Origin of the sequence: Streptomyces sp. NPDC016562, assembly GCF_043076955.1 — a bacterium.
Lineage (GTDB): Bacteria > Actinomycetota > Actinomycetes > Streptomycetales > Streptomycetaceae > Streptomyces.
The window spans coordinates 664,165-682,542 of record NZ_JBIBRZ010000001.1 but is presented as its reverse complement, the minus strand read 5'-3'; the positions used below and the strand labels follow the sequence as shown (position 1 = coordinate 682,542).

Sequence of the window (18,378 nt, the reverse complement as noted above, 5' to 3'; positions counted from 1 at the left end):
AAAATCACTTACTTGACGCCCGGCTAGTTGCGGGTCTACCGTCCCCATTGTAGTGAACTAGCCGGTCGGCAAGTAAGTGCCGCCGGGCGGGGCGCGTCCCAGAAGCAGCAGAAGCAGCAGCAGAAGCAGCAGTAGAACCAGAAGCAGCAGAAGTACACGGGGAGTGGACATGGCGGACACGGCGAAAACGGCTGAGCGCGTCCAGGAGGTGAAGCCGCGCAGCGTCCGGGTCGTCCTCCTGGCGCTCATGATCGCGATGCTGCTGGCCATGCTCGACAACATGATCATCGGTACGGCGATGCCCACGATCGTCGGCGAGCTCGGCGGCCTGGAACACCTCTCGTGGGTGGTCACCGCGTACACGCTGGCCACCGCGGCCTCCACCCCCATCTGGGGCAAGATCGGCGACATGTACGGGCGGAAGGGCTCCTTCCTCACCTCGATCGTGATCTTCCTGATCGGCTCCGTGCTCAGCGGCATGGCCCAGGACATGGGCCAGCTGATCGGCTTCCGCGCGATCCAGGGCCTCGGCGCCGGCGGTCTGATGGTCGGCGTCATGGCGATCATCGGCGACCTGATCCCGCCCCGTGAGCGCGGCAAGTACCAGGGCATGATGGCCGGCGTGATGGCGCTCGCCATGATCGGCGGTCCGCTGGTCGGCGGCACCATCACCGACCACATGGGCTGGCGCTGGTCCTTCTACATCAACCTGCCGCTCGGCGCGGTCGCGCTCGCGATGGTGACGGCGGTCCTGCACCTGCCGAAGCGGACGGAGCAGGCGCGCCCGAAGATCGACTACCTCGGCGCCGCGCTGCTGACCGTCGCCATCACCTCCACCGTGCTGGTCACCACCTGGGGCGGCAACGAGTACGCCTGGGGCTCCGCCGAGATCCTCGGCCTGATCGCCGTCGGCCTGCTCTCCACCGCCGCCTTCCTCTACGTCGAGACCAAGGCCGCCGAGCCGGTCATGCCGCTGCACATCTTCCGCAGCCGCAACTTCACCCTCATGTCCGTGATCGGCTTCCTGGTCGGCTTCGCGATGTTCGGCGGCGTGCTCTACCTCCCGCTGTTCCAGCAGTCCGTACAGGGCGCCTCCGCCACCAACTCGGGCCTGCTCCTGCTGCCCATGCTGCTCTCGATGATGGCCGTCTCGCTGATCGCGGGCCGCATCACCACCAACAGCGGCAAGTACAAGATCTTCCCGATCGTCGGCGGCGCGCTCATGGTCGTCGGGCTGTTCCTGCTCGCGACGATGGACACCGGCACCTCGCGCCTCGTGTCGGGCGTCTACATGGCCGTCCTCGGCGCCGGTCTCGGCTTCCTGATGCAGATCACCATGCTGGTCGCGCAGAACAGCGTCGAGATGAAGGACATGGGCGTCGCCTCCTCCTCGGCGACCCTCTTCCGTACGCTCGGCGGCTCCTTCGGCGTGGCCCTGATGGGTTCCCTCTTCACCGCCCAGGTCACCGACACCATGTCCGACCGGCTCGGCCCGCAGGCCGCCGGGGCCGCCGGATCCGCCCAGTTGGACGCGGCGAGCCTGGCCAAGCTGCCGGAGGCCGTACGCGAGGCGTACCAGCACGCGGTGGCCGCCGGCACGCACTCCGCGTTCCTGCTCGGAGCGGCCGTCGCCGTACTGGGCTTCGTGGCCGCCTGGTTCGTCAAGGAGGTCCCGCTGCGCGGCGCGGGCCCGGCCCCGGCCGGCGCCACCGACCCCGCCGAGGCCCCTGGCGACGCCGAGCCCGCCCCGGCCCAGCAGGAGTCCGTCTCGCGCTGACCCCTCGCCACGCCACGGCCCGGCCCCGGTGGAACCACCCACCGGGGCCGGGCCGCGTCACGGGTCACCGCCGACGCGACCACGTCGGCGACGGGCGCCGCCTACCGGGCCCGCGCCACCTTCAGCACCGCCGCCGTCAGACGCCCGTTCTCCGGCGCCGCACCGCCCGGGAAGCAGTAACGGCGGCGCGTGTACCCGTACGCGATCCCGGTGGCCGGGTCGGCGAAGCCCAGCGCGCCCGCCGCCCCGCTGTGCCCGAAGGCCTGCGGGCCCACGGCCGGCTGCTGGGCGAAGCCCAGACCGAAGTGGTCCGGTTCCGTCGTCACGGCGTCCGGGCCGGGCGTGTGCAGCTTCGCGACCTCCGCCGCCGTGTCCGCCGCCAGCAGCGGAGCCCGGCCGTCGACCTCGCCGATCGCCGCCGCGTAGAGGCCCGCGATGCCGCGCGCCGACCCCATGGCGCCTGCCGAGGCCGGGCCGAGCTTCCGCGTCCGGGGGTGGTTGGCGTGGGCCACCAGGTCCATCGGCGGCTCCCGGTGCCCGTTGAAGGCGACGGCCAGCAGCTGCGGCGGCGGGCCGCCCGCGGCTTGCTCCGCCAGCTGCTCGGGCGTCGGCAGCATCTCCAGCACCGGCTTCCAGCGGCCTTCCTCCGAGGCGGGCAGGCCCATGTACAGGTCCAGCCCGTACGGGGCGCGCACGCGCTCCTCGTAGAGCTCCTGGATCGACCGGCCCGTCGCCCGCCGCACCACCTCGCCGGTCAGGGCGCCGATCACGAAGGCGTGATAGCCGTACGCCGTTCCGGGCTCCCAGTACGGCTTCGCCACGGCCAGCCGCGACGCGATCAGGGCGTCGTCGGCGATCTCGTCGTAGTCGAAGCCCTCCGGGGTGTTGATCAGCCCGGACTGGTGGCTGATCAGCTGGCGCAGCGTCAGCCGCTCCTTGCCGTCCCCGGTGAACTGCGGCCAGTACGCCGACACGGGGCGGTCCCACTCCAGTACGCCGTCCTGCACGAGCAGGGCCACCACCAGGTGCGCCGCGCCCTTGGTGATGGAGAAGACCCCGCTCAGGGTGTCGCCCCCGGTCTCCTCGCCCGCCCACAGGTCCACCACGCGCCGGCCCTCGTGGTGCACCGCGAACTGCGCCTCGGGCGAGTGGCGTTCGGCCGCCACGAAGTCCGCGAACTCCTCCCGCACCGACTCCCAGCCCGCCGCCACCGTGCCGTTCACCTTCACGCCCATCGAGTCCCCCTCGTTCGTCGAGTCGTCTGTGTCTGTGTCTGTGTCTGCGGCTGCCAACAGAAGACGATCAAGGGGTATTCCACGGTCTCCGCGTTCCGCGGGCTCCCGTACGCGTGCGGGCTCCCGTACGGGTGAAAGCGCGCGCGGCGTCGTTCCGGCCCGCCGCAGGGCCCGTTGGACCGGGCATGAAGCGCACCCGCATCGCCGCCGCCACCCTCGCCGCCGCCGCGGCGGCCCTCGCCCCCGTCCTCGTCCAGGCGGCCACCGCCGCCGAGGGAACGGCGTACCTCCAGGACCCGGCGGGCGGCGAGAAGACCATGAAGTCGATGTGGACCAAGGACGAGATGCACAAGGTGGAAGGGCAGTTCCGCTTCCACCCCGGGGTCCAGTACAAGACGGTCACCCGTCCCGGCCCCTCCGGCGCGCCGGACTACGAACGGCAGGCCCCCGACCCCAAGACTCTCGCCTGGCAGCCGTCGTACGAGTTCGCCTGGCAGGTGTCGGACTCGACGGTGGTCAAGAAGGCGCTGACGGTCAAGGAGGGCGAGCACCCGATCGTCGTGGACGCCGAGCTGTTCGCGCCGGGCGGGGCGAAGGTGGGGGAGGTGCACCGCAAGCTGACCGGGAAGCCGGCGGCCGGGCGCGAGAAGGTCGCGGGCGGCAAGCGGATCGGGTGTGACACCGGCGAGTACACGGTGAAGTGGTCGGTCACGCGCTCGGGTTACGGGACGCTCACGGGCACGATGCCCTGGAACTCCAGCTGCGAGCAGTACCGGACGGCGTTCGCCTCGGGCCACGGAAAGCAACGCTGAGGCCGGCCGCCCCACGCACCTTGTGGGTGCACGGCGGGCGACTGGACCGCGGCCTTGGATCAAGAGCCGTAGGGCCATGATGCCGCACGGGGTGGTCTGCGGCGGGAAGCGGAGCTCGTGTGTCGGGGAGTCCGTCAGTGCGTCTTGGTGGCCTGGTTCGCCTGGGAGGCGATGTTCTCCAGGACGGCCTTCGGGTCCCCGCCCGGTTCCACGGCGCGCCCGATGTTGCGCTTGATGGTGTCGCTGACCGTCACCCAGGACGGGTCGTTCACGGGGTAGAGCTGGGCCGTGCGCAGGGCCGTCAGGAACTGCGTGTCCTTGGCGTCCAGGCCGCCGCCGGACGGGGTGCGCGACGCGGTGACGGTGGAGGGCAGCAGGTGGTAGCGGCCGGCGAAGTCCGACAGGTTCTTGTCCTGGTAGACGAAGTCCAGGAACCGGCCGATCTCGTCGCGCTTGCCGTTCTGCCTGAACGCCATCATCCAGTCGGCCACGCCGACGGCCGGCGGGCTCTCCCCGGTGCCGAGGGTGTCCGAGACGGGCATGGCGGTGGTGGCGACGTCGATCCCCTTGGCCTTCGCGTCGTGGGCGAGCGAGGGGTAGCCGTTGAGCATGCCGACCTCGCCGCGCGTGAAGGCGGCGAAGGCGTCGGCGCGGTTGAGCTGGGACGGCGGGGTGGGGCCGGTGAGCCCGGGGGCGACCAGGTTCCCCTTGACCCAGTTCCAGGTCTCGATGTTCTGGTCCGAGGCCAGGCTGTAGTTGCCGCTGCTGTCGGCGTAGCCGCCGCCGTTGCTCAGCTCCCAGATCATCGCCTCGGCGTGCGCCTCCTCCGGGCCCAGGGGCAGGGCGTACGGGTACTTCACGCCCTTGTCCTTGAGCGCCTTGGCGGCGGCCCGGAGATCGGACCACGTCTTGGGGGCCTCCTTGATGCCCGCCTTCGCGAAGAGCGCCTCGTTGTAGAAGAGCAGGCGGCTGCTCGCCACGAAGGGCAGGCCGTAGAGGGTGCTGCCGAGAGAGCCGGCGTCGGCGAGCGGCTGGAGGAAATTCGCCTCGGCGGTGACCGACAGGAGTTCGTTCGCGGCATAGAGCTTGCCCTGGGCCGCGAAGTCCGAGTAAGAGCCCATGAGGGCGATGTCCGGGGCCTTGCCGGCCTTGACCATACGGGAGACCTCGCGGTCGATGTCGGCCCAGGGCAGGAGCTTGACCTCGACCTTGATTCCCGGGTTGGCGGCGGTGAAATCGGCCGTCAGCTTGTCCCAGAAGGCCTTCGAGCTGTTGGCCGGATTGTCGCCGTATTCGGCGGCCACCAGACGCAGGGTGCCGCTTTCACCTGCACCGTCCCCGGTCACGCCACATCCGGCCAGTGGTATCAGCAGACCGAGAACGACCGCGGTGGCGGCCGTGCTGAAAATTCTACGTCGCACGGGTGTATTCCCCTGATTTTCTTTCGGATCCCGTTATTACTTATGGGTTACTCCGGGCTGAGGTGTACCTGCATGGCCCGTTGGCCGGAATTCTCTCCTGCCGGTGGGGTGGCTGATTCCATGGGGGCCGCACTTGTGGTCAATGCTCCAAGCGGAGCTTTTCCTTTTCGTGTTTTCCGATATGCGATCGACCAAGGGAACGCGCGTAGACATGCCGAAAAGCCCGTTTCCGGTCGGGAAACGGGCTCGGGGCAGGGTGCCGGACCGCGCCGGCGTGTCCGCTACGGCGTCCGCGCGGAGGTCCAGCCCTGGCGGCGGAGGTTCTCGAAGCCGTCCAGGAGGAGGTCCAGGGCGAACTCGAACTCGAACTGGTCGTCGCAGCCGCCCCCGACCGTGGAGCCGCCGTCGTGTGCGGCCGTCGCGGCCAGTTCCGCGATGTGCGGATAGCGCGCCGCCAGTCCGGGGTCCGGCGGGCCGGAGGAGTCGGAGGGGCCGGAGGTGTCGAACAGCTCCTGGCTGAAGCCGAGCAGGCGGCTGCCCATCGCGTGCATGACGTGGTGCGTGAGGTCGGCGGAGAGGCCGCCGGCCCGGAAGGCCCCGGCCATCGAGTCCAGGTACGCCAGCACGGCCGGGGTGGGGCCGGTCCGCGACTCGATGACCCGGGCCGCCCACGGGTGGCGCAGCAGGACCCGGCGGGCGGAGAGGATCCGCCCGCGGACCACGCTGCGCCAGTCGGGGCCCGCGGCCGGCGGGTCGATCTCGCCGACGACGGCGTCGGCCATGCCGTCGAGCAGCTCCTCCTTGTTGGCCACGTGCTTGTAGAGGGCCATCGGGACGACGTCCAGCTCTTGGGCGAGCCTGCGCATGCTCAGCGCGTCGATGCCGGTGGCGTCGGCGAGCGCGACGGCGGCGCGCAGGACCCGGTCCCTGTTCAGGGGGACGCGGGGCGTGGGCGTGGCTTCCTGCCGGGTCATCGCGGTCCGGCCCCTTCTCTCGTCGGCTTCCCTCGTCGGCTCCTTCGGCGGCGGCGCCTCTCCCGCCAGCGCCCCGCCTTGACGAGTGTACGACGTACACCTAGGATCGCCGCGAGGTGTACGGCGTACACCACCATCGAGCGAGGGGTACCAGAAGATGAGTCCGGACCGGAGAACCGCGGTGGCCGCGGGGTCGCTGTTCCTGCTGACCGAGGCCTCCGCGATAGCCGGGGCGGTCCTCTACCGCCCCCTGCTGGGCGCGGCCGACGGCCGGCTCGCCCAGGGCGCCGACACGCGGGCGCTGCTCGGGGTGCTCTGCGAGGTGGTGCTGGTGGCGGCGGTGGCCGGGACCGGGGCGGCGCTGTTCCCCGTCCTGCGGCGCCACGGCGAAGGGCTCGCGCTCGGCTACGCCTTCGGGCGGCTGCTGGAGGCGGCCGTCATCGCCCTCGGGATGACCGCCGTCCTGGCGCTCGTCACCCTGCGGCGGGACACGGGCACCGGTGCGGACGCGGACACGGCCGGGGCGGCCGGCGCCGATGTCGCGCTGGAGGCCCTGCACGAGTGGACGTTCCTGCTCGGGCCCAACATCGCCCTCGGCCTCAACACCGTCCTGCTCGCGTACGTGGCGTACCGCGCCCGGCTGGTGCCGCGCTTCATCGCCGTGCTCGGGCTGATCGGCGGGCCGCTGATCTGCGCCTCGGCCGTCGCCGTGATGTTCGGGGCCTACGCGCAGCTCTCCGTGGCGGGGTCCCTCGCCGCCCTCCCGGTGTTCGCCTGGGAGCTGGGGCTGGCCGGGTGGCTGATCGTCAAGGGGTTCGGGCCCGGCTCGCCCACCCGGCCCGATCCGCAAGCCACCGTCTAGTCGGCGAACTCGCCCGCGTACGGGTCGGGTTCGCCCGTCTCCGGGTTGCGGCCTTCCTGCCAGCGCCGCTGGGCCTTGCGCCAGTGCACGAAGCTCAGGTGGCCGCCGTCCCAGAAGGTGATGCTGACGGGGCTCACGTCGAACTCGTCCGAGCAGAGCCGGTAGAGGAATTCGGCCATGCCGTACGGGTACAGGGCGAAGGAGTCGGCGGTGTGCCGCCCGCAGACCAGGACGGGCCACTGGTCGGGGTCCGGGTCGCTGGTGAGCCAGCACAGGATGTCCGAGCCGCCCGTGACGCCCCAGGCGATGATCGACTCAGGGTCCACGTCGAAGGCGGCCCGGCCGCCCTGCGCCTCCCAGACCTGGCGGGCGTTCGCGGTCTCCTCGGTCATCTCCGCCGGGTCCCACTGGAGGCCGGGCTTGGGCAGCGGCAGCAGGATGCTGGCCTCGCCGTTGATGGAGCCCGCCCCGAAGCGGCCCATGAACGCGATGAAGTCGGCCGGGAAACGGGTCCCCCAGACGGCCTCGGCCGCCGGCCAGTCGATGTCCTCGTCGGCCCCGTGCGTCGCCGACATGATCTGCTCCAGCGCCTTGACCCGCGCGTTCTCCGACATGCCGCTCCCCTGTGGCCCCAGCTCAACCGCCCCAACCTAGCGCCGGGGAGGGGACGCGCCTAGCCGGTGTCCACGTTCACGCGCGTCCCGGCCCGCAGCCCCCAGCCGGCCATCGCGCCGGCCCGCGCCTCCAGGACGTGCCGGGAGCGCAGCCGGGGCAGCCCGAGCCGCCCCGGGGCCATGGTGACCACGGCGAGCACGCGCAGGTCCCGGTCGAGGTACGCCACGTCGATCGCGAACCGCATCCGGAAGGTGTGCACGCTCGCCGCGGGGGTCAGCAGCAGCGCCCCCTCGATCCCGTCGCGCCCCAGCAGCCCGCGGGTGCGCGCCCCGTACGAGGCGGCGATCTCAAGGGGGATCGGCGCCCCCTGCGCGCCGACCGTGAAGGTGCCGCTGCCGTCCCGCCACTTCGCCATGCGGTCAGGGTAGGGGGAGCGCGCCGCCGCCGGATCCCGGGCGGGGCCCCGGAGAACCGGCCGCGCCGCTACCGTCGCGGGATGGGCGTGGTCGTGATCCTCCTTGCCGCCGGCTACGGCGTGGCCGCCGGGCTGCTCCTGCCGCGCGCGGTGTACCGGCTGTCCGTCGAGCCGGGCGAGCCCTGGCGCGAGCGCTGCCCGCAGGGGCACCCGCTGCGGGGCTGGCTCGGCCCGGCCCGCTGCCGGGTCCCCGCGCCGGCCGCCGTCCCGGGCCCGGGCAGCCCGCCCCCCGCGGCGCCGGCCGCGCACCGGTACGGGGGCCGCGCCGCCCCCCTCGCCGCCGTCGCCGGGGCGGTCTGCGCCGCGCTCGGCGCGGCCGTCGGGGCGCGCCCCGAGGTCCTGGCCTACGTGGGGCTCGCCCCGGCGCTCGTCCTGCTCGCCGTCGTCGACCGCGCCGTGCACCGGCTCCCCGACGAGCTGACCCTCCCGCTCGCCGCCGCGGTCGCCGCCGGGCTCGGAGCGGCCGCCCTCCTGCCCGGCGCGGCGGGCGACTGGCGACGCGCCCTGCTCGGCGGCGGGGTGCTCGCCGCCGCGTACCTCCTGCTGTTCCTGATCAACCCCGCGGGCCTGGGCTTCGGAGACGTCAAACTGGCGCTCTCGCTGGGGGTCGCTCTTGGGTGGTACGGGTGGGGGGTATGGGCCGCCGGGGCCTTCCTGGGCTTCCTCTACGGGTCCCTGTACGGGCTGGCCCTGCTGCTGCGCAGCCAGGCGACGCGCAAGCAGGGCTTCGCGTTCGGCCCCTTCATGGCGGCCGGAGCACTCACCGGAGTGCTGCTGGGTGGTTTCGGAGCGTAATCGTTCCGCGCCAATGCACGCATCACGCTTTACGAAGGGTTATGGTGGAACCCCCCCCTCGGGCCGGTCCGTATCCCCCCCACGGACCGGCCCGTTTTTTGTTTCTCCGCGCTTTCGGGACCTGCCGCGTCAAACGCGCAGGTCAGCCCCGCTGGGCCCACAGGTTGGTGCCGGGGGTGGACACCGCGAACGAGTCGATCTCCTTCAACTCGGCCTGGGACAACGGCGCGGCGGCCAGCGCGGCCACGTTCTCCTCCAGCTGCCGCACGCTCGAAGCACCGATCAGCGCCGAGGTCATCCGCTCGTCGCGCAGCACCCACGTCAGCGCGAGCTGGGCCAGGGACTGGCCGCGGCGGGCCGCGATGTCGTTCAGGCCGTTCAGCCGGCGGAGCACCTCGTCCGAGAGCAGGTCCGGGTTCAGGGACTTGCCCTGCGTGGCCCGCGAGCCCTCCGGGATCTCCTTCAGGTACTTGCCGGTCAGCAGCCCCTGCGCGAGCGGCGCGAAGGAGATGCACCCCATGCCCGCCTCCTCCAGGGCGTCGAGCAGACCGTCCTCCTCCGTCCAGCGGTTGATCATGGAGTACGAGGGCTGGTGGATCAGCGGACGCACCCCCATCTCGCGCAGGATCCGCGCGGCCTCGGCCGTCTGCTCCGCCGTGTAGGAGGAGACGCCCACGTACAGCGCCTTGCCCTGCTGGACCGCGGAGGCGAGGGCGCCCATGGTCTCCTCGAGCGGGGTCTGCGGGTCGAAGCGGTGCGAGTAGAAGATGTCGACGTAGTCCACGCCCATCCGCTTCAGCGAGGCGTCGAGCGAGCTGAGCAGGTACTTGCGGCTGCCCCACTCGCCGTACGGCCCGGGGTGCATCAGGTAGCCGGCCTTGGTGGAGAGGATCAGCTCGTCGCGGTAGGACGCGAAGTCCTGGGCGAAGACCTTGCCGAAGTTCAGCTCGGCCGAGCCGGGCGGCGGGCCGTAGTTGTTGGCCAGGTCGAAGTGGGTCACTCCGAGGTCGAAGGCGCGGCGCAGGATCGCCCGCTGGGACTCCAGGGACTTGTCGTCGCCGAAGTTGTGCCAGAGGCCCAGGGAGATGGCGGGGAGCTTGAGGCCGCTGTGGCCGGTGCGGCGGTACTCCATGGAGTCGTAGCGCGAGGGCTCTGCCCGATAGGGATTGGTATCAGTCACGTTGTCCTCCCTATCACGGAGTTGTGACAGACCGAGTTGGGTACCCCATCCCGCCGCGCAGTAATGTGGCGGCCTCGGGGGAGACCGCAATTCGCACGGGGGCATGGCACGGAGGGGCTGGAAGATCGTGAAGCTGCGCGACCTGGTGTACAGGCTCTATGCACGCCGGGTGGAAGGCCGTCTCGACCATGACGCGGCGCCCAAGCACATCGGCGTCATCCTGGACGGGAACAGGCGCTGGGCGAAGGCGTCCGGAGGTACGACGGAGCAGGGCCACCAGGCCGGAGCCGACAAGATCTCCGAGATGCTCGGCTGGTGCACCGAGACGGACGTCGAGGTCGTCACCCTGTGGATGCTCTCCACGGACAACCTGGACCGGCCGGAGGTCGAGCTCCGCCCCCTGCTCAACATCATCGAGAACACGGTCCGGGGCCTCGCCGCGGACGGCCGCTGGCGCGTCCACCACGTCGGCAACCTCGACATCCTGCCCGCCGGGACGCAGACGGTACTGAAGGAGGCCGAGGAGGCCACCCACGGCGTCGACGGGATACTCGTCAACGTCGCCGTCGGCTACGGCGGCCGCCAGGAGATCGCCGACGCGGTCCGCTCGCTGCTCCTGGAGCACGCGCGCAAGGGCACCTCCTTCGAGGAGCTCGCCGAGATCCTCGACATCGACCACATCGCCGAGCACCTCTACACGCGCGGCCAGCCCGACCCCGACCTCGTGATCCGCACCAGCGGCGAGCAGCGCCTGTCCGGATTCATGCTGTGGCAGAGCGCGCACTCCGAGTACTACTTCTGCGAGGTCTTCTGGCCGGCCTTCCGCAAGGTCGACTTCCTGCGGGCCCTGCGCGACTACGCCGCCCGCCACCGGCGCTACGGCACCTGAGTCCTCCTCATCCCCCATCCGGGGGGCCTGACGGCCCCTCGGTCCCGGCACGCCCCGGCGCGTCCCCCTCGCCTGCGGCCCGCCCGCCGCCGCGCCCCTCCCACCCCGCCTCCGAAGCCTTCACCAGGGATTCACCGAGCGTCCGTCATATGCCATGGCATGGCCGGGCCTGTTCGGGGAATATCCCTTTCAGGTCGACGCCCGATCCACGGGTGTCGAGTCTCAGCGGACGGCATGGGGTCGTCCGCCCGGGAGGCCCTTTGCACCAGGACGCACGTGCGGTTCGCACGGACGAAGTGGGAGGGCCGGAAATCGGCCCTGGCATGGGTGCCGATGACCGGTCCGGTCTTCATGGCCCGACCTCTTCCGAGGGGGTACGTCCTTCCGTGGTGACCAGCACAAAGCGCCGCCTGCCCGACAGGCGGACCTACGTCCTCGACACCAGCGTCCTGCTGGCAGACCCCAACGCGATCACCCGCTTCGAGGAGCACGAGGTCGTGCTCCCGATCGTGGTGATCACCGAGCTGGAGGCAAAGAGGCACCATCCCGAACTCGGCTACTTCGCGCGCCAGGCCCTGCGCCTGCTCGACGACTTCCGGGTCCGGTACGGACGTCTCGACGCCCCCATCCCGCTGGGCGATCTCGGTGGCACCCTGCGCGTCGAACTCAACCACTCCGACCCGGGCGTCCTGCCCGCCGGCTTCAGGCTGGGGGACAACGACTCGCGCATCCTCGCGGTCGCCCGCAACCTTCAGGCCGAGGGCTACGACGTCACGGTGGTCTCGAAGGACCTCCCCCTGCGCATCAAGGCCTCCTCGGTGGGCCTGCTCGCCGAGGAGTACCGCGCCGAGCTCGCCATCACCGACGGCGGCTGGACGGGCATGAGCGAGCTCGCCCTCTCCGGTGAACAGGTGGACCTCCTCTACTCCGAGGAGCGGCTCTACGTACCGGAGGCCGCGGAACTGCCCGTGCACACCGGACTGGTCCTGCAGTCCGAGCGCGGCAAGGCGCTGGGCCGCGTCACCGCCGACGGCAACGTGAAGCTCGTACGGGGCGACCGCGAGGCCTTCGGGCTGCACGGGCGCAGCGCCGAGCAGCGCATCGCCCTGGACCTCCTCCTGGACCCCGAGATCGGGATCCTCTCGATGGGCGGCCGGGCCGGCACCGGAAAGTCGGCGCTGGCGCTCTGCGCGGGCCTGGAGGCGGTGCTGGAGCGCAGGCAGCACCAGAAGGTGATGGTCTTCCGGCCGCTGTACGCGGTGGGCGGGCAGGACCTCGGCTATCTGCCCGGGGACGCCGCCGAGAAGATGAGCCCCTGGGCGCAGGCGGTCTTCGACACCCTCTCGGCGGTCGCCGGGCGCGAGGTCATCGAGGAGGTGCTGAACCGCGGGATGCTGGAGGTCCTGCCCCTCACGCACATCCGCGGCCGCTCGCTGCACGACGCCTTCGTGATCGTGGACGAGGCGCAGTCCCTGGAGCGGAACGTCCTTCTGACCGTTCTGTCCCGAATCGGCGCCAATTCGCGGGTCGTTCTGACCCACGACGTCGCCCAGCGGGACAACCTGCGGGTCGGCCGGTACGACGGAGTCGTCGCCGTGGTCGAGAAGTTGAAGGGGCATCCGCTGTTCGCGCACGTGACGCTGACGCGTTCCGAGCGTTCCCCGATCGCCGCACTGGTCACCGAGATGCTGGAGAACCTCTAGGCCCGGGAGGCCCCGGAGGCCCGGCAGGAAGGGCCGGCAGGCCGGTCGAAACGGTCAAAAAGCGCATAGCGGGAAGGTGAGTTGGCGCCGCCCGGCAAAGGCCCGAGAGCCTAGCCGGGCGGCGCCGTGCTGCACAGGCCTTTGTCGAAAACAGCGGTGACATGCCAGGTGTGACCTTTCCCACGCAACGGAGAATTGCCTTGCGGCGTCGCGTTCCGGCAGAGTCTGGTTTCCGTCAGGCCCCGCATACGGCACACCTGTACCTCCCGTGAGGTACCGCAGCACCACAACTCCACAGACGATGGCCGTATGCCGCCCGAGCTTCACGCGGCAGCCCCCGCAAGGGAGTTGCCCACGGGCCCGCGCCTCCAGTGACCGTAGAACCACGGAGGCCAGAGTCGAGGGGCACTTTTGCGCCCGCGCGGTCACTGCGGACGCTGCTGGAAGGACACCGTGTGAGCCGGATCTCGGTCCGGGGGTTCGCCGTGGCTTCGGCCACCGCGGTCACCACCGTCGGCGCAGTCGTGGGCGTTGCCACCGGCGACCCCACGAACGATCTCGAAACGACCGCATCCGGGGCGACCCTCCTCGCCGACATCCCGGTCGGCGACCAGGCGCAGGTCCAGAGCGCGTCCCTGACGCAGCAGGCCGACACCATCGCCCACGCGGCCGACGCCGAGGCCAAGCGCTCGGCCGAGGAGGCCGCCCGCCTCCAGGCCGCCGAGGACGCCAAGGCCAAGAAGGCCGAGGCGCAGAAGGCCGCCGACGAGCAGGCGAAGAAGGACCGCGAGGCGAAGGAGGCGGCCAGCCGCTCCGCCGCCCGCGACGCCGGGGACTTCGCGCTCCAGAGCTCCTACACCGTCGCCCAGGTCAAGGCCATCGCCCAGCAGATGGTCCCGGCCGGCCAGTTCCAGTGCTTCTCCAACATCATCAACCAGGAATCCACCTGGAACTACAAGGCCGTCAACTCGTCCTCGGGCGCCTACGGTCTCGTCCAGGCGCTCCCGGGCTCGAAGATGGCCTCGGCCGGTGCCGACTGGCGCACCAACCCCGCGACGCAGATCAAGTGGGGCCTGAACTACATGGAAGACCGCTACGGCAGCCCCTGCGCCGCGTGGACCTTCCACCAGGCCAACGGCTGGTACTAGGCCCTGTCCCAGCCCGCTCAACCTCCGGGAGCCCCGCACCGTCCTACGGTGCGGGGCTCCTCGCGTGTACGGTCGTCGGGGTGTGCCCGCAGACCGGGGGCGGGGGAAGGAAGCGACATGACGAAGAGGGCAGGCTGGCTCGGCCGGCTGGGAAACAGGCTGAACCAGCTGGAGGCGCGGCTGAACGAGCTGCGCGCCGAGGTGGACGCCCAGAGCAGGGGCGACCTGCCGGGACCCGTCGCGCCCGTCGCGTCCGAACCGGTACCCGCCCCGGCGACACCGGCTCCCGCCGCCCCGCCGGTCGCCGCGTCCCCGGCCCCGGCGGCCCACGCGACCGCCGTCGCCGTACCGGCCGCCCCGGAGCGTCCCTCGCCCGCCAGCGTCATCCCCTGGGGGATGCGCGTGGCCGCCGAGGCCAGCTGGCGGCTGCTGCTGCTCGCGGGGATGCTCTGGGTGCTGATGAAGGTGATCAGCGAAGTCCGCCTGGTCGTCCTCGCCTTCGCCGCCGCCATGCTCGTCACCGCGATGCTCCAGCCCTTCGTCGTCCGGCTCCGCAGGCTGGGCCTGCCGAGGGGGCTGGCCACGGCCGTCACGGCCATCCTGGGCTTCGTGGTCATCGGCCTCGTGGGCTGGTTCGTGGTCTGGCAGGTCATGGAGAACCTCGACGACCTCTCCAACCGGGTGCGCGAGGGCATCAACGAACTCAAACTCTGGGCACTGGACAGTCCGTTCCACGTGACCGAGAAGCAGATCAACGACATCGCCAAGAACCTCAGCGAGACCATCGGCACCAACACCGAGCAGATCACCTCCGCCGGTCTGCAAGGCGTGACGGTGCTCGTCGAGGTCATGACGGGCATGCTGCTCGCGATGTTCTCGACGCTCTTCCTGCTCTACGACGGCAAGCGCATCTGGACCTGGACGCTCGGCCTGGTCCCCGCCGCCGCCCGGCCCGGGGTGGCCGGCGCCGGACCGCGCGCCTGGCGCACGCTGACCGCGTACGTGCGCGGCACCGTCCTCGTCGCGCTCATCGACGCCATCTTCATCGGCCTCGGCATCTACTTCCTCCACGTGCCGATGGCCGTCCCGCTCGCCGTCTTCATCTTCCTGTTCGCCTTCATCCCGCTGGTCGGCGCGGTGGTCTCGGGCGCCCTCGCGGTGGTCGTGGCCCTGGTGACCCAGGGCGTGTGGAGCGCGCTGATGGTGCTGCTCGTGGTGCTGGCCGTGCAGCAGATCGAGGGGCACGTGCTCCAGCCCTTCATCCTGGGCCGGGCGGTACGGGTCCACCCGCTCGCGGTGGTCCTGTCGGTGGCCGCGGGCGGGATGATCGCGGGCATCGGCGGCGCCGTGGTCGCCGTCCCGCTGGTCGCCGTCACCAACACGGTGGTCGGCTACCTGAGGGCGTACTCGCGCGAACACCACCACGGAGCCGGAGCCGCCGGCCCGGCGCCCCACGGCTCGACGGCCCTGGGCCGCGCACTGCCGGACGAGACGGCCCGGGACGGGTCGTAAGGAGCATCGGGGGGACGGGCATGATCAGCGATCCGGAGCTCGACGGGGACTGGGGCACCGCGCAGGGGGCGGAGTCGGCGGAGCGGCTCGCTCCGCGAGAGCGGGCGGCGGGCGGTCCGGGGGCCCGGCCGTGGCTGTGGGCGCTGGGCGGAGTCGTGGTGGCGTCGGCGGTGTGGGCCGGCGGCCTGTACGCCTTCGGGGACCGGCTGTCGGAGCCGACGCTCTCCTACCGGGCATCGAAGAACCTGTGCGAGGACTTCAAGGCTCAGGCGCTGAGCGGCCTGACCGGAGACCTGCACAAGCAGCGGCCGATGAACCAGGAGGGCGACCATCCGGCCGTGTACGGCGCGGTGTGCCTGCTCAACAACGTCGAGGGAATGCCGGACTTCATCGTCCGTGCGCAGGTGGACCTGCACAAGAAGACCGACCCCTCCACCGAGTTCGACGTGCCGCCGCTGGCGGCCATCGCCGAGATCGGCGACGTCCGCACCGAAGCGGTGCCCGGTCTCGGCGAGCGCGCTGTCGTGCTCACGTCGTCCGGCGGTCTGGAGCAGGAGCTCAAGGTGCTGGACGGCGGTGCGGTGTTCACCGTCCGGGTGCTCGCCAACGGCACCTACGAGGAAAAGAACGGCCGAGCCGCCACCGACGCCACCGCCGTCCAGGCGGCGATGATCGAGGACATGCGCGAGCTGATGGCCGCCCTGAGGAAGTGAACGCCCGGGGACGACACAGGGCCCCCGCGGCCGGAGTCCGGCTGCGGGGGCCCTGAGGATCGTACGGGTGACTACGGGGTCGCGAGGGCGGCGTCGGCGTCGAGGGCGGCCTCGGCGTCGAGGGTGACCGCGACGGCCTGGATCACCGAAGCGATCTTGAAGGCCTCCTGGATCGTCTCGCGCTCGACGCCCGCCTTGCGCAGGACCTGCTCGTGCGAGTCCAGGCACTGGCCGCAGCCGTTGATGGCGGAGACCGCGAGCGACCACAGCTCGAAGTCGACCTTCTCCACGCCCGGGTTGCCGATGACGTTCATCCGCAGGCCCGCGCGCAGGTTGTTGTACTCCGGGTCGGAGAGCAGGTGCCGCGTGCGGTAGAAGACGTTGTTCATCGCCATGACCGCGGCGGCGGACTTGGCGGCGGTGTACGCCTCCGTGGAAAGGTTCGCCTTCGCCTCGGGCTCCAGCTCACGCAGGACGCGCGGGGAGCGGGCGGCGATCGCGCAGGACAGGACGGTGCCCCACAGCTGCTGCTGCGGCAGGTCGCTGTTGCCGATGACCGAACCGAGGTTCAGCTTCAGGTCCTTGGCGAAGTCCGGGATCGACGACTTGAGGGAGTCGAGGGACATCCGTCACTCACCGGCCAGCAGCGCGCCGGCGTCGATCGTGCTGTCGCCCTTGTTCCAGTTGCAGGGGCACAGCTCGTCGGTCTGCAGGGCGTCGAGGACCCGCAGGACCTCCTTGGGGTTACGGCCCACGGAACCGGCGGTCACCATCGAGAACTGGATCTCGTTGTTCGGGTCCACGATGAAGACGGCGCGCATCGGCAGGCCGTCCTCGCCCAGGATGCCCAGGTCGGTGGAGAGCTCGCGCTTGATGTCGGACATCATCGGGAAGGGCAGGTCACGCAGGTCGGCGTGGTCCTTGCGCCAGGCGTGGTGCACGTACTCGGAGTCGAGGGAGAAGCCGAGGACCTGCGCGTCGCGGTCGGCGAACTCCTCGTTCAGCTTGCCGAAGGCGGCGATCTCGGTCGGGCACACGAAGGTGAAGTCCAGCGGCCAGGCGAAGATGACCTTCCACTTGCCGTCGTAGGTCTTGTGGTCGATCTGCGCGAACTCGGCGCCGGCGTCGAGCGAGACACAGGCGGTCAGGTCGAAGGCGGGGAACTTGTCACCAACAGTGAGCACGCGCTCTCCTTGAGAAAGGGAAAGGACCCCTTTTGGGGGTTTTCCGATGGGGTTGGACGTATCTCACATGCTGACACACCTGCATTGATTGCGGAAATAGCTAGTCTTGACCTGGGTGATCGGAGGTACCTATCAGTGGCTGTGGGTAATAGGGGAGCGAAGCAACCGACGCTCGCCCAGCTGCGCGCCTTCGCGGCCGTCGCCGAGCACCTGCACTTCCGGGACGCCGCCGCGGCCATCGGCATGAGCCAGCCCGCGCTGTCCGGAGCCGTCTCCGCGCTGGAGGAGGCCCTCGGCGTGCAGCTGCTGGAGCGCACCACCCGCAAGGTGCTGCTCTCCCCGGCGGGCGAGCGGATCGCGGCCCGCGCGCAGGTGGTCCTCGACGCCATGGGCGGGCTGCTGGAGGAGGCCGAGGCGGTACGGGCGCCCTTCACCGGGGTCCTGCGGCTCGGGGTGATCCCCACGGTGGCGCCGTACCTGCTGCCGACGGTGCTCGGGCTGTTCCACCGGCGCTACCCGCGGATGGACCTCCAGGTGCACGAGGAGCAGACCTCCTCGCTGCTGGAGGGGCTGGCCGGCGGACGCCTGGACCTGCTCCTGCTGGCCGTGCCGCTCGGGGTCCCCGGGGTCACCGAACTCCCGCTGTTCGACGAGGACTTCGTGCTGCTCGCGCCCCGGGAGCACGAGCTGGCCGGGCGCCGGGACATCCCGCTGGAGGAACTGCGCGGGCTGCAGCTGCTGTTGCTGGACGAGGGCCACTGCCTGCGCGACCAGGCCCTCGACATCTGCCGCGAGGCGGGCCGCACGACGGGGGCGGACGTCACGACCACCGCGGCCGGGCTGTCCACCCTCGTACAGCTGGTCGCCGGGGGACTGGGCGTGACGCTGTTGCCGCGCACCGCGCTGCGCCTGGAGACCGCCCGCAACGAACACCTGTCCACCGGGTACTTCGCCGAGCCGGCCCCCTCGCGGCGGATCGCCCTGGCCATGCGCACCGGGACCGCCCGCCAGGAGGAGTTCCGGGCCGTGGCCGCCGCACTGCGCGAGGCCGTACGCCCGCTCCCGGTCTGGCCCACCGATTAG

General features: G+C 71.2%; 18 protein-coding genes. 10 read left to right on the top strand and 8 right to left on the bottom strand.

Features of this window, described 5'->3' with window-relative positions; translation table 11 throughout:
- The first annotated feature begins 169 nt into the window (after positions 1–169).
- Positions 170–1,777, top strand: coding sequence for an MDR family MFS transporter (locus tag ACF059_RS03140; RefSeq protein WP_392050615.1), 1,608 nt, complete (start codon positions 170–172; stop codon positions 1,775–1,777).
- 101 nt (positions 1,778–1,878) lie between these two features.
- Here the strand turns inward: ACF059_RS03140 and ACF059_RS03135 are convergent, their stop codons facing one another.
- Positions 1,879–3,012 carry a serine hydrolase domain-containing protein gene (locus ACF059_RS03135; protein ID WP_392050612.1) on the bottom strand — a complete coding sequence of 378 codons (1,134 nt, stop codon included), beginning with the start codon at positions 3,010–3,012 and terminating at the stop codon, positions 1,879–1,881.
- A gap of 185 nt (positions 3,013–3,197) precedes the next feature.
- On the opposite strand from ACF059_RS03135, the gene ACF059_RS03130 reads away from it, so the two are divergent.
- Positions 3,198–3,824, top strand: a complete 627-nt coding sequence (locus ACF059_RS03130; protein WP_392050609.1) for a hypothetical protein — start codon at positions 3,198–3,200, stop codon at positions 3,822–3,824.
- A gap of 134 nt (positions 3,825–3,958) precedes the next feature.
- Here ACF059_RS03130 and ACF059_RS03125 read toward each other — a convergent pair whose 3' ends face one another.
- The gene (locus ACF059_RS03125) at positions 3,959–5,245 is read right to left on the bottom strand and encodes an extracellular solute-binding protein (protein ID WP_392050606.1); all 1,287 of its coding nucleotides are present in this window, start codon (positions 5,243–5,245) and stop codon (positions 3,959–3,961) included.
- Positions 5,246–5,526: 281 nt separating this feature from the next.
- A complete protein-coding gene (locus ACF059_RS03120; RefSeq protein ID WP_392050603.1) occupies positions 5,527–6,219 on the bottom strand; it encodes a TetR/AcrR family transcriptional regulator C-terminal domain-containing protein in 693 nt (230 codons plus the stop codon).
- 157 nt (positions 6,220–6,376) lie between these two features.
- On the opposite strand from ACF059_RS03120, the gene ACF059_RS03115 reads away from it, so the two are divergent.
- Positions 6,377–7,081, top strand: a complete 705-nt coding sequence (locus tag ACF059_RS03115; protein WP_392050600.1) for a DUF4386 domain-containing protein — start codon at positions 6,377–6,379, stop codon at positions 7,079–7,081.
- Here ACF059_RS03115 and ACF059_RS03110 read toward each other — a convergent pair.
- Both ACF059_RS03110 and ACF059_RS03105 read right to left on the bottom strand, forming a co-directional pair.
- Positions 7,078–7,695 carry an SMI1/KNR4 family protein gene (locus ACF059_RS03110; protein WP_360898695.1) on the bottom strand — a complete coding sequence of 206 codons (618 nt, stop codon included), beginning with the start codon at positions 7,693–7,695 and terminating at the stop codon, positions 7,078–7,080. The genes ACF059_RS03115 and ACF059_RS03110 overlap by 4 nt on opposite strands.
- 59 nt (positions 7,696–7,754) lie before the next feature.
- A complete protein-coding gene (locus ACF059_RS03105) occupies positions 7,755–8,111 on the bottom strand; it encodes a DUF192 domain-containing protein (RefSeq protein WP_392050597.1) in 357 nt (118 codons plus the stop codon).
- Positions 8,112–8,192: 81 nt separating this feature from the next.
- Between ACF059_RS03105 and ACF059_RS03100 the strand changes: the two genes are divergently transcribed.
- Entirely contained in the window at positions 8,193–8,966 is a 774-nt protein-coding gene (locus ACF059_RS03100) for a prepilin peptidase (RefSeq protein ID WP_392050594.1), read from the top strand.
- A 142-nt stretch (positions 8,967–9,108) separates the two neighbouring features.
- Here the strand turns inward: ACF059_RS03100 and mgrA are convergent, their stop codons facing one another.
- Entirely contained in the window at positions 9,109–10,146 is a 1,038-nt protein-coding gene (gene mgrA / locus ACF059_RS03095) for an L-glyceraldehyde 3-phosphate reductase (protein ID WP_392050591.1), read from the bottom strand.
- A 127-nt stretch (positions 10,147–10,273) separates the two neighbouring features.
- Here mgrA and ACF059_RS03090 point away from each other — a divergent pair, with 127 nt between their 5' ends.
- The 5 genes from ACF059_RS03090 to ACF059_RS03070 all read left to right on the top strand — a co-directional run bounded on the left by ACF059_RS03090 (position 10,274) and on the right by ACF059_RS03070 (position 16,111).
- The gene (locus tag ACF059_RS03090) at positions 10,274–11,035 is read left to right on the top strand and encodes an isoprenyl transferase (RefSeq protein WP_360898798.1); all 762 of its coding nucleotides are present in this window, start codon (positions 10,274–10,276) and stop codon (positions 11,033–11,035) included.
- Positions 11,036–11,421: 386 nt separating this feature from the next.
- The gene (locus ACF059_RS03085; protein WP_366868170.1) at positions 11,422–12,738 is read left to right on the top strand and encodes a PhoH family protein; all 1,317 of its coding nucleotides are present in this window, start codon (positions 11,422–11,424) and stop codon (positions 12,736–12,738) included.
- Between the two features lie 455 nt (positions 12,739–13,193).
- Complete coding sequence (locus ACF059_RS03080) at positions 13,194–13,886, top strand: transglycosylase SLT domain-containing protein (RefSeq protein WP_360898705.1); 693 nt, start codon at positions 13,194–13,196, stop codon at positions 13,884–13,886.
- Positions 13,887–14,003: 117 nt separating this feature from the next.
- Positions 14,004–15,398 (top strand): AI-2E family transporter, encoded by a 1,395-nt coding sequence (locus ACF059_RS03075; RefSeq protein ID WP_392050585.1) that lies wholly within the window; start codon positions 14,004–14,006, stop codon positions 15,396–15,398.
- 20 nt (positions 15,399–15,418) lie between these two features.
- A complete protein-coding gene (locus tag ACF059_RS03070; RefSeq protein WP_392050582.1) occupies positions 15,419–16,111 on the top strand; it encodes a hypothetical protein in 693 nt (230 codons plus the stop codon).
- A gap of 71 nt (positions 16,112–16,182) precedes the next feature.
- Here ACF059_RS03070 and ACF059_RS03065 read toward each other — a convergent pair whose 3' ends face one another.
- A complete protein-coding gene (locus tag ACF059_RS03065; protein WP_392050580.1) occupies positions 16,183–16,737 on the bottom strand; it encodes an alkyl hydroperoxide reductase in 555 nt (184 codons plus the stop codon).
- A gap of 3 nt (positions 16,738–16,740) precedes the next feature.
- On the bottom strand, positions 16,741–17,295 hold the full coding sequence (locus tag ACF059_RS03060; protein ID WP_366868175.1) for a peroxiredoxin: 555 nt from the start codon (positions 17,293–17,295) through the stop codon (positions 16,741–16,743).
- Positions 17,296–17,430: 135 nt separating this feature from the next.
- Here ACF059_RS03060 and ACF059_RS03055 point away from each other — a divergent pair, with 135 nt between their 5' ends.
- Complete coding sequence (locus ACF059_RS03055; RefSeq protein ID WP_360898715.1) at positions 17,431–18,378, top strand: hydrogen peroxide-inducible genes activator; 948 nt, start codon at positions 17,431–17,433, stop codon at positions 18,376–18,378.